Source organism: Porphyromonas sp. COT-108 OH2963 (assembly GCF_000768895.1).
GTDB classification, from domain to species: Bacteria; Bacteroidota; Bacteroidia; order Bacteroidales; family Porphyromonadaceae; genus Porphyromonas_A; species Porphyromonas_A canoris.
Genome location: NZ_JRAP01000013.1, coordinates 12068 through 24234 on the forward strand (window position 1 = coordinate 12068; position 12167 = coordinate 24234).

The 12167-nt window shown below is 45.1% G+C and carries 7 protein-coding genes; all 7 read right to left on the reverse strand.

The window, feature by feature from the left end:
* Window positions 1-40: 40 nt before the first annotated feature.
* A complete protein-coding gene (locus HQ39_RS07555; protein ID WP_052079534.1) occupies window positions 41-475 on the reverse strand; it encodes a GtrA family protein in 435 nt (144 codons plus the stop codon).
* A gap of 3 nt (window positions 476-478) precedes the next feature.
* Complete coding sequence (locus HQ39_RS07560; RefSeq protein WP_036865171.1) at window positions 479-2740, reverse strand: GH92 family glycosyl hydrolase; 2262 nt, start codon at window positions 2738-2740, stop codon at window positions 479-481.
* On the reverse strand, window positions 2741-3991 hold the full coding sequence (locus HQ39_RS07565; protein WP_036865174.1) for an ABC transporter permease: 1251 nt from the start codon (window positions 3989-3991) through the stop codon (window positions 2741-2743).
* Between the two features lie 101 nt (window positions 3992-4092).
* The gene (locus HQ39_RS07570; RefSeq protein ID WP_036865176.1) at window positions 4093-5313 is read right to left on the reverse strand and encodes a tetratricopeptide repeat protein; all 1221 of its coding nucleotides are present in this window, start codon (window positions 5311-5313) and stop codon (window positions 4093-4095) included.
* A gap of 88 nt (window positions 5314-5401) precedes the next feature.
* Entirely contained in the window at window positions 5402-7918 is a 2517-nt protein-coding gene (gene gyrA / locus HQ39_RS07575) for a DNA gyrase subunit A (protein WP_036865178.1), read from the reverse strand.
* 436 nt (window positions 7919-8354) lie between these two features.
* Window positions 8355-10988 (reverse strand): carboxypeptidase-like regulatory domain-containing protein, encoded by a 2634-nt coding sequence (locus HQ39_RS07580; protein WP_036865179.1) that lies wholly within the window; start codon window positions 10986-10988, stop codon window positions 8355-8357.
* A 36-nt stretch (window positions 10989-11024) separates the two neighbouring features.
* Window positions 11025-11861: a GLPGLI family protein gene (locus HQ39_RS09285; protein WP_052079535.1), complete on the reverse strand. Its 837-nt coding sequence runs from the start codon at window positions 11859-11861 to the stop codon at window positions 11025-11027.
* Window positions 11862-12167: the final 306 nt, after the last annotated feature.

A 12167-nucleotide genomic window follows, 5' to 3' on the forward strand; every position in this document is an offset into this window, starting at 1 on the left:
AATATATAAAAATCGCTATGCAGTTTTTCTTTCAAATTCACTACTCCATTCTCCGAGAATAGGTAATGAATTTGTTCAATAAGAAATTGAAAGTCGTGAAGACACCCATAGAGGCCAGCTGATTCACGAAAATATATTTCGGCGTAACGAGTCTGATGAGATCACACCAAGCCTCCCACGCATTGAAGGAGTGGAATGCAAAAAACTGTATGACGTAACAGAAGCCGAAAATGGAAACGAAAGAGACAAGCCTCTTTACACTCATCCGGCTGGAGAAAGTCCATCGGCTGTTCCAGATAAATCCATTGATAAGCCCGGCCAAATAGCCCAATGCATTGGCTATGGAGGGCGACCAGATCAGAATTTCCTGAACAATCCAGATGACTCCGGCTGTTAGGACAGTATTAGACGCCCCTACAACACTATACTTGAGTAGCTGGGCAAAGAAAGGTCTGTGAAGTATGGTTTTTCCCATCTCTTATTTAGGCATTTTGAATGATGGCGGAGGAGTCTCTGTACCCCATGTATAGTTGGGTTCAGGTCCCATTGTAAACTCAAGTGTACCGCCATCGGCTATATCTTCATGTGTAAACCATGGCTGCAAAAGCGGACGTCCATTCAGGCGCACACTCTTGATGTATTTGTTCTTCAAGGAGGCACTTCTGGCATGAATGACCAGCTTTTTCCCGATACTCAAAGAGACTTCGGCATACTTGACCATGGGCGTACCTATGACATAGACCGGAAGACCGACCGGCATAGGATAAAAGCCCAACATGGAGAAGACAATGAAAGCAGACATACCGCCCCCGTCTTCATCTCCCGGCATTCCCATGAGATCGTTTCTGAACCATTCGTGTATGATGGTGCGGATAAGTTTTTGTGTTCTCCACGGCTGACCTGCATAGTTGTAGAGGTAAGGAACATGGAGAGACGGCTCGTTGGACATGGAGAACTGCCCTATGTTGGCGGTGTGATCGGGGAGACGATGGAAAAAGTTGAACTTCCATCCCGTCATCGGAGTCTGTAATGTGCTGTCGAGAGCAGCAATCATCCGATCTTTTCCTCCCATCAGGTCTATAAGGTCTGCCACATTAAAAGGAAGATCCCAGCGGTACACCCATCCGTTATTCTCGCCATAATAGGCACGCGCACCCTGTCCTCCGGAAAATGTATAGTCGAACGGCATGATAAAGTCGCCGTTCTGATCTTTGGGGTGAAAGAAGTTGGTGGCAGGATTGAAGACATTTCTGTATCCGAGAGAAAGGCGATAGTGCTCTTCCGCTTCCTCTGTCTTGCCGAGCATTTCCGCTATCCGTCCAAGGCACCAATAGTCATAAGCCGTACCCAAGGTTACGGCAATCGCCTGCCTGTTTTCCCATGAATGCACCTCCGGAGCACTTTCTTTCACTCCTTCGGGTAGTGCCGGGAAGTAGCCATGCTGCCTATAAAACGCATCCAGTTCGCCTGCCGGCTTATCGCTCCAAGGAGCAAGAGTCTTCTCTTGTATCGCTTTGCGTGCAGCCTCATACCCTTTGCCAAGATCGAAATCATTGAGTCCTTTGGCATAAGCATCCGCCAAAACCGCCACACCATGGTTACTGTTCATCCGTCTGCTATCTCCCGTTATTTCCGGGAATGTCGCAAGCCAACCGTTGGAGTCCTCATCGGACATTCTGAGAAAACTGCGTATCATCTGCAGCTCCTTTACCGGATCGATCAACAGACGCAGAGGGTGTGTGGCTCTGTAAGTGTCCCAGATCCAATCGTCCGTATAATACGGACTGCCGTGATCGGGATGCACTTGTTTATCGACACCGGAATAGTAGTAGCCATCCTCTGAAATATTGATCATTCTCTCGTATGTGCGATAGAGAGAAGTATAGAAAAGACGAGCTTCGTTCTCGCTTTCTGCTGTGATCTTAATCTTTTCCAATGCTTCGTTCCAAATGGCTCGTCCTCTCTTTTCAAGCGGACGACTCTCAAAGGAGACGATCTCACGCTGTAAGTTTTTCCGTGCCTGTTCGTGAGAGATATAGGAAACCCCATAACGCATACACAGCTTGTTGCCGACCGGTTTGTGGAAAGTAAGAGCTACGGCAGAGCGTCTCCCCTCTTCTATCCCCTGATAGTTTGCGATATTGGTGTTGAACTCAGCATAGATGTAGAGTGTCGTGATGCTGTCCTGAAGCACTTGCGTTCCCTGTATGGCGTGCTCACAAGTCTGCTCGAATCTTCCACTGTGAGACATTAAAGAGAGATAGATATCTTCCCTTTCCTTTGGAAGTGAGAAAGTGTATAGCGCAGACTGATGAGATGGAACGAACCCAACCTCTATGTTCTCTTGTCCCAACTCCAAAGCAACCTGATAGCTATACGGCTTGCACTCCTCTCTATCGTAGGTATAAAGGACAGGGCGAACGGAAAGATGCGGTTCGTCCAGTGTCGGAGAGAGTGAGTATGCCACCGCTCCACGGTGAGAGGTGAGCATGAGTGGTAGTCCCTCGAAAGTAAGATCGGTATAGTCCGACCGGTTTGGCGTCATCCGCATCATGCTATTGGGCAGATGCACCATAGGATAGGTAGGAATAAGGAGATGGCTGATATTACCCATATATGGATTGACGTAGTCCACAGGATCGTGTTGTACTTCTTCTACTCTTTCTCCTGTATTACAAGAGAAAACAGATAAAGAGAAGACAGAGAGCAGAAGCAGAGATATGAAACAAGAGGTTTTCATTTAGTCGAAACGTATGCCCTTTGAGGGTTTGATGTTGATGATGATTGTTGTAGGAAGATATACGATCAGATACAGCACCAAAAGAGAAATAATATTTGGCAATATGAGATTGTACCAGTTGATCTCTACCGGAACGTATGACATATAATACTGTGTGGAGTCCAGCTTCAGAATAGAAAAGCGAAGCTGCAAAAAAGCTAAAAGAAGAGCAAAGATATTACCGGCTAAAACACCCAACAGTATAATACGAAGACCTACGGTGTGGAAAATCTTCCGAAGAGTCCGGTTTCTCATTCCTACTGCTTTGAGTGTGGAGATAGCCTGAACCTTATCCAGTATAAGGACTATAATGCCTGAAACCATCGTGGTAGCGGCAACAAAAATCAGAAGAGAGAAGATTATGAGAATGTTTGTATCCAGAATCTGCAACCAGCCGAACATTACCGGATTGAGGTCTTCTGCCCTTAAAAGAGAGATGAGTTCTCCTTTCTGTGCGATCTGTTCCAGTACTGTGTTGTAAACATGAGCCTCTACGTCCGTTCCGGTATAAGCGGAAGATGCCACAATTTTAAGCCCTCCGTAGCTGTTCCGGTCCCATTCAAGAATGCCTCTTATGACATCTATCTGCGTCAGTCCGAATGAGTTGTCAAAGTCGGGAAGCCCGGTATCGAAACTCTCTAAGAGGCGAAACGGCCGAACCTTAAAGCCCATATCGGTGTGGAAGAATGCACGGACCGTATCTCCCGGTTGCTTATTCAGTTGGGCAAGAGTCTTTGACGAGAGAGAAAGAGTAGGATATCCTCCACTCCGCAGAGCCGTCTCTACCTCTTTCGGATGAGCATAACGATAAAACGACTCCGCAACAAAAAGGCTGTCTACACCCGTAAATGCGATGCCGACATAAGATGAGTCCGTCTTTATGATACCCGTATGAGTACAAAAACCTGTGGCATAGCCGTCCAGCTCCGATGCTTTTACGGAGAGAGACGAGAGTGCGACAGGAGAAGCCTGAAAAGGTATCGTATTTTGAGAGTAGGCATTCTGCGAGCTGAGTATCTGCACAGAGCCTGTTACTCCCGTGAGTTTACTCTCCAATTCATGCTTGAAGCCGGATATGATAAACCCGGACACGAGTATCACTCCTAACCCCAAAGCTATACCCATAGCCGATAACACAGCTATGGGAGAGATACCGCGACCATCTGTCTTTCGTATAAATCGGGCAGAAAACAGGGAGGTAAGATAGCTCATCTACTTATCTATTACGACTTCACAGATATAAAAAAGCAGCTCCAAACAATAGGAATATCATTCAGAGCTGCTTTCTGTTTTATAGCAGTATTTTATTCAAATTATTCGCCCAATTTCTTAGAGATTTCTGCAACTTTAGCGTCATTACCCAAGTTGTAGTAGATACCTCTCAAAGCCATCAGGTATTGTGTGCTATCCGGTTCGAGTTCTACCGCTTTCTCAAAGTATGGAAGTGCTTTCTTGAATAGTTCTATCGCTTCAGCGTCATACTTCTTTGCATCTGCAGGAGAAACTCCGGATTCTGTTGTTTTTGCTTTAAGAGCCACAGCTCTATTGTAATATACTCTACCTGTATCTATGATACTTTCGGAGTGATTAGGATCTATCGACAATGCCTTTTGGAAGTACTCCAATGCCTTGTCGGAGTCTTGCTTACCTTGGTCATAAACCTTTCCAAGAACGTTGATCAGCTCAACATTTTGAGGGTCGTTTTGGATCGCCTTGGTCAAATATTCTATTGCCTCATCGTTCTTACCGCTTTGGATATAGCTGTTGATCAAGTTGAATGTAAAGAACTTTTCCTTCGGGAATATCTTTGCACCCTCAAGGATGGTACGTTGATAACCTACGCTGTCTTGAGCTTTTTTGTATGCTTCAGCCAAGAGTTGGTAAACATCGCTTCTTCTATAATCTTCTCCCTTGATAGCTTCGTACTCTTCGATAGCCAACTTAGGGTCTACGCTCTGTGCAGCAAAAGCCTTGAAAAAAGCCACCTGCATACTCACACTATCCTGCTTGGCAATAGGTGTATCCTCGAACATAGGAAGGCTCTTAATATCCATATAGATCTTGAAGAATGGATATGCCTCCGCGTTCTTTTGCTGATTGAGATAGTACGAACCGGCATTGATATAGAAGCCGTGATTGTCTTGAAGAGCAGACTTGATACCTTTCTCATAGCGTTTCTTCACTTTGCCCTTTTCGTTTGGCATCGCATCCAGTTCGCCGGCTTTCATATAAAGAGCATACATATCTCTCAATCCATTATAGAATGCAAGCTCATCGTATGGTTGCTGAAGAGCCATCTTCACTTTCTCGCCCTCTACCACTGTTTTCTCTACCTCTCCGGCAACAAACCATGCAAAGGCACTGTTCTTTGTTTCTTCATTTTCGAGTGTCGGCTTGATAAGCTGGCGAGCTTCCTTGATATTAGGTTTGTCCGACTTAATAAGTCGTTGCACTTGCTTTACCACCTTCTCTTGTCCCAACGCGGGAATCGCAAAAGCTGCACTCAAAATGGCTATTACTAATGTCTTTTTCATTATCAATTGAATTTTTGATACTGGGTTAACGAATACATTCTTTCGCCCAAATATAGCGATTTATCTTGTATCCCTATCTTTTTAACATTTATTCTTCTGTTTCAATCTGCTCTTCGGAGTCCGTCTCTTCGTACTCTTCTTCTCTCTCTGCCTCCACAACGGTAACGGATGCAATCTCATCGCCGTTGCTTTGAAGATTGATCAGCTTGACGCCTTGAGTGTTTCGGCTAAGCATTGAAATGCTGTCCACGGAGATCCGAATAACGATACCGGACTTATTGATTATCATCAAATCATTATCATCCGTTACATTCTTCATGCTCACAAGCTTTCCGGTCTTAGGTGTAACCTTTAGTGTGAGTACCCCCTTGGTGCCCCTGTTGGTTTGGCGATAATCTTCTATCACGGAGCGTTTTCCGAATCCGTTCTCCGAGACAACGAGTATAGACTCGCTCTCAGGATGCTTCACGCATATCGCCCCAACCACATGATCTTCTCCGTCATCATCGAGACGAATACCTCTTACCCCTATGCTGTTACGACCGAGAGACGGTCTTACGTGCTCCTCATGGAAGCGAACCGCTTTACCGTTACGGCTTGCAAGAAGGAACTGACAATCTCCGTTTGAAAGCAGTACGGATACTACCTTGTCGTCTTCCACCAACTTTATGGCAATGATACCGTTTGCTCTTGGTCTTGAGAACGCCTCAAGGGAAGTCTTACGCACCGTTCCGTTCTGCGTTACAAAGGTAATGTAGTGAGAACGAACAAAGTCCACATCCGTTGTAAGGTGCTTTACTCTTATGCAGGCACTGATCTTGTCATCCGGATCAATATTGAGAAGATTCTGCACGGCTCTTCCTTTTGCTTGTCGAGAACCTTCCGGAATCTCATACACAGGCAGCCAGAAGCACTTTCCTTTCTCTGTAAAGAAGAGCATTGTGGCGTGCATGGAGGCGGAATAGATATATTCCACGAAATCTTCATCTCTTGTCTCAGAGCCTTTAGCCCCGACACCGCCTCTGCCTTGCTGGCGAAATGCCGCCAGCGGAGTACGCTTGATATATCCGAGATGGGATAAAGTGATCACCATCTCTTCGTCCGCATAGAAATCTTCCGGATTGAAGTTTGTGCCCGAAGAGTAGTCTATAATGGAGCGTCTGTTGTCGCCAAACTTCTCACGCACTTCAATCAGCTCATCCGAAATCACTCCGTAGCAAGTGTCATCGTCTGTCAATATCTTATTGAACCACTCGATCTGTTTCTTGATCTCCTCATACTCCTCATGCAGCTTCTCCAACTCCATTCCGGTAAGCTGTCCCAAACGCATCTCGACAATGTTACGCGCCTGTATTTGAGACAGACCGAAGCGAGCCATAAGCCTTTCCATCGCCTCTGTCTGACGGGAAGAAGCCTTGATGATAGCCACTACTTCGTCTATGTTATCGGTAGCGATGATACGCCCTTCAAGGATATGCAGTCTGTCCTCTGCACGTTTAAGATCGAAGCGAGTCCTACGAATCACCACCTCATGGCGATGCTTCACAAACTCACCAATAATATCCTTCAACGTCAACAGCTGCGGACGGCCATTCACAAGCGCAATGCTGTTGATGCTGAACGAGCTTTGAAGCGGAGTATATTTGTATAATTGATTCAGAATAACATTCGCATTCGCATCCCTCTTTATAGATATTACGATGCGTGTACCGTTCTTGTTGCTGGTCTCATCTGCTATATCCGATATACCGTCTATCTTTTTCTGAGCCGCGAGTTCGGATATATGTCGTACAAGTTCGGCTTTGTTCACAAGGTACGGAAGCTCGTTTATCACGATCTGTTCATGTTGTGCTTCCGTCTCTATCTCTGCTTTTCCTCGTATCACTATCCTGCCACGACCGGTCTCATAGGCTTCCACCACTCCGTCATAGCCGTAGATGACACCTCCGGTCGGAAAATCGGGAGCTTTGATATGCTCCATCAGCTCCTTTATGGTTATGTCTCCACGCTTCTCTATATAGGCAAGTGCTCCGTTGATAGACTCTGTAAGGTTGTGAGGAGCCATATTGGTAGCCATACCGACGGCGATACCCTGACCTCCATTCACCAAAAGATTCGGGAAACGAGTAGGCAAAACAGAAGGCTCTTTGCTGCTATCGTCATAGTTGTTCTGGAAATCTACCGTATCCTTATTGATATCCGCGAGCATCTGCATCGCCAAAGAGTGAAGACGTGCTTCCGTATACCTCATCGCTGCAGGCGAATCACCATCCACAGAACCAAAGTTGCCATGAGGATCCACCAGCTGATAACGCACCGAAAAGTCTTGAGCAAGTCTCACCAAAGCCATATATATGGAAGAGTCTCCATGCGGGTGATACTTACCCATAACATCTCCCACGATACGGGCACACTTCTTATAAGGTTTATCGGGTGTATTTCCGAGTTCGTTCATCCCATAGAGTATTCTTCTATGTACGGGCTTAAAGCCGTCTCTCACATCCGGTAAAGCTCGGCTCACGATCACGGACATGGCGTAGTCTATATAAGCAGACTTCATCTGCTCTTCGACATTCACCTTGATGATTTTGTCTATATGCTCCACTGATTGTATCTTGTGTTTGTTTTTATTCTTGCAGGCCGTCTCGCTCCTTGATATTGAGCAGCGAAGATAGCCCACCCTTTGTTTATCGTGTAAAGATACAAAAAATCCAACAGAGAACGCGCTTTTTTCTACTCACGACAGCCTCTTAAAATCTTCTAAATTCTCCCCTATCTGCCCCTCTTTTCTGCTCTCATTTTTCTATTTAACCTGTTCACAAAACAGATTGATCCTATATAAAAACATGGCTAAAGCCTTAAAATGTTGGAAAGCAGGGGCTGGTTTGCAGAGATCAAGGCTTGATGCGTGGCATTCAAGGCTTGATTTCCACAAATCGAAGCTCGAATGACACTTCTTAATACGGTAAGAGAAAGAAGTAAAGCTATTCGGAGAAACTTGTGAACGTGTTTACCACATCCACGATGGGCTGTAACCGGGATCACCAACTGAATCGAATACCGGCTTCCAAGGTAAACGGTCTGAGAGAATATCTCATGGAGCGAATCATGAGATCCGAGTAAAACTGCCGGACAAGCTCTTTTTCTCGTCCCAGATTTCGCCCTTCAAACCACATTTCCCAGAACTCTTTCTTATATCTTAATCCAATGGAAATATCAAAATTGTTCTCTAATTGGTCTGTCTCAGAGGTAAGAGCGAGATACTTGACAATGCCATAGAGCTGCAAAGGGTCGGTTACAGAATAATCCACGAAAAACTCCGCTCCCATATCAAAACGCCTTCTCCGACCCTCCGACTGTTGGTATATCTTCATATCGGAAACAGAAAGATCCGCATCCAACCGGAAAGAGAGATTTTTTAATGGGAAATAGTAGATTTCAGGGCTGAGATTTACCCTTCCGGACATTACGTTCAAAACTTCGTTGTTGAATAGTACATCGTTGTGGCTAAGTAGAACTCCTCCGTTCAATTTTAAGGTCAGTCCGGCATCAAAGAATGTTTTCCCTATATCTCCCGAAAGCGTATACATCTGGTCGGTAGAGCCTTTTCGGGAGTGTACGGATACTACTTCATTCATATTCTCATCCACAGAAAGAGATGAGAGTGTGTTCTTCAAAACAATGGAGTATCCGGCAGAAGCATTGAGGAAAAAGGCGTTGCCCGGATTCTTATAATTCCATGTCAGCGAAGTGTTACCTCGCCATTCGGACATATCCAAGCCTGTTCCCGAAGTATGCAGATACCTGTGAGTGCGGATTATTGGAGCGGAGAGATACCTGTTTATCCCTGTCAGAGACTTGTTTAAGCCGGCATTTATCCTCCACGTATTAGAAGAAGAGGGGGTAAGATGCACATTCATATTCCCTCCCACAGCCCAATCGGAAGCCATGGGAAGCGATTTGCCCAACCGGTTCTTCGGATTGCTCAAACGATACCGGAAAGGCAAAGTGAATGAAAATCTGCTCTTGATACCATTAAAAGATATTTTCGGAGTAAGCCTTGCATCTGTTTCAAACCCCTCAAAGTCGTTCTCCATTTTATCTCCATTGGTGTATTCTCCGATGGTGTGAATACGGGAAGAGTGAGCGGCAATACCTCCGGAGAGATCCAGAACAAACTTCTGCCTGAAGATCCAAGCCCACCCGGAGCTGATCTTAAAGTTCAAATCCCGGTCGTTTATCTTCTGATCGGCATACTTTTCTTTCTTTGAAAAGATTTCCAACAGGTAGTCGGGCATGGATTTATAGCCGATGGTCGAGTAGATGGAAAAGACTCCATCGCCCAACTTCTTATCTACCTTCGTGGTGTTGTACACATTATAGATATTGGCTTTGCTGTTTTCGAGAAAATAGAGACCCTTGGAAGAGTTGATTTCTGCCCCGCTTTTTCGTCTGCCCCAAAACAGCTTGGTGCCCGATGAAAGGTAAAGAGACGGGGAGTTATGATCGTATTCCACTCCCATCATGGACGAATGCTCCGGCAAAGAGACTGCTATATCTTCTGTGAGAGTAGCATTGGCATCTTTCCCTTTCTTACTTATGTACTCGATTTTCTCCTGCGACTTATACCCATAATCGGATCCATTGTATTGGGCATTCAGCTTTAGGGTCGTGTATGTCCCTGTTTTGAAGAGCGTATTACCGGATGCAAAACCGGAGCGTCCTCGTTCATATCTCTCCTTATCCACAGGCGGTCTTGAGTATGGTAGCTTAAAGGCAGTAGCTGCAACATTTCCGACATCGGGGCTTAAGAAGTCCGTCTGCTCTGCCACATACTCTCGCCCGAAAGTGTTACCCTTACCTACCAAAAGCGTTTGACTCTTCCGATGAAAAGACATTGCCGTAACAGCGCCTCCGTATTCTGCCTTCTTTCCACTCAATCCTCCTATTGCTTCGGCAATCCCTAACCAATGACCGAATGCTTTTTGCTTTAGACGGATATTGAGAGCAGCCTTGTCGGACGGATCCGTATCCTTTTTTACCCTGATGGGTTGGTGGTTCTCGTACACTTGAATAGAAGCTACATCTTCCGGTCTGATATTTTTAGTTGCAAGAGCATATCGCCCTCCCAGAAGATCCAGATCCTCTATGTAGAATTTGCTGATCTCTTTTCCATTATACTTTATCTCCCCTGAAGGCTCGACACTGATACCGGGCAAACGTTTAAGGACACTCTCTAAGGTTCGATCCACTTTGCGTGCAATCTGTCCGACGCTGTACGTTATGGTGTCTCCGCTCTGCCTTATCGGGTTGCTCTTTACGGTAACATCCGGCAGCACAAGACGCTCTTCGCGAAGCCGGAAGTCTACTTCAATGGAGCTTTTATCCCTCCAGTCCGGTTTTATGCTCTCTTTGTTGTACCCCAACAAACCGCACTCCAAGATATAGTCTTCAGATTCCGGTTTATGAGAGAGCATATACTCCCCTTTCTCATTTGTGAATGTATAGGCTATCGTCCTATATTTCCCGGTGCCATCGCCCCTTTTAAGCCTTACCGCAGCCCGAAGAATGGGTTTGCCGGTCGCATTGTCCGTAACCGTTCCAGATATTCTGACCTGCGCAGATAAAGCTCCACAAGAGAAAAGAAGCAGAGAAAATAGAAAAAGGGATCTCATAAAGTAAGATTTTGGTACTCTTATATTTCAGAGCTTTTACTCATCTTCCAGCTCCAAATAGACGTGATCTTTTTTCGGCTGTTTGGCAAAAGTGCCACCTTTAGATGAGTTTGGTAAAGACTGATAATAAGCGACAGGGTTGCTGTGGTATGCTTTGAGTTGCTTTTGAAATCTGGGATAAGTGGTCTTGGCAGGCTTGGAAAACTTATCCTTGTAGACGATACCGCCATCGGACTTCCGTACACCAAATGCCTGAAAAGCCAGTTGTCCTGTCCTATCCACAGCTTCTAGTATCAATCCCGGCAGCCCGTTTAGCTTCCAGGGACCATCTGCAACATCCAGCTCTTCTGTGTACCAAACATCCCAGATCCGCCCTCGGAAAGTGCCTTCTGCCTTTTTGCAGTTGTAACCGAGTATGTTTTTCTCGCCATCCAGTATCTTCCAACGGATCTTTCCCAGCGGTTCTTCAAAAGAAAAAGGATTATAACTTACAGCCTGCACTACTTCCATTTCGTTCTTATAGTAGTATTTATAAACTTTTGCAGTCTTAAGAGATGGCCTGTTATAATCGAATGTCGTCTTCCATACAAAATCTTGAGGACCTTCAACCATCTTCATTTTAATAAAAACGGAATCGGAACGGTAATAGCCGTAACGCATATAAGCCGAGACCTTATCCCCGATAATCAGAATATCTTCACTCTTTTCTATAACAGAGTGATCCGCTGCTTCCGGTCGAGAAAACTCGTACAACACCTCCAGCTTTGCGAAATCCAACGTATCGGGCCAAACGGCTCGTGAAAGACGGCGATTTTGAGCAGTAACTCCTGCAAAAAGGAATAGTAGTGCAAATGATATGGTTAAAATTCTCATAGTTAATCTCTTTTCTCTTATTCCGAGTAATAATTCATTCAATTCATGCAGCCCCAAGCTACATAAAAATTCCTAATAAAAGCCACGAATATCTTGACAGATGTTTTTTCTCCAACTTACATTTATGAGGAATAAATAGTAAAATACCGGCAGATAAACCGAATATGCTTTCCTGAAAATTCCTCTTCTTAATTACAGAATAGCTCTTCCTAAAAAGAATGAACCTGCTCACAAAACAGATTGATCCTATATAAAAGTATGGCTAAAGCCTTAAAATGTTGGAAATCAGGGCTTGGTTTACAAACA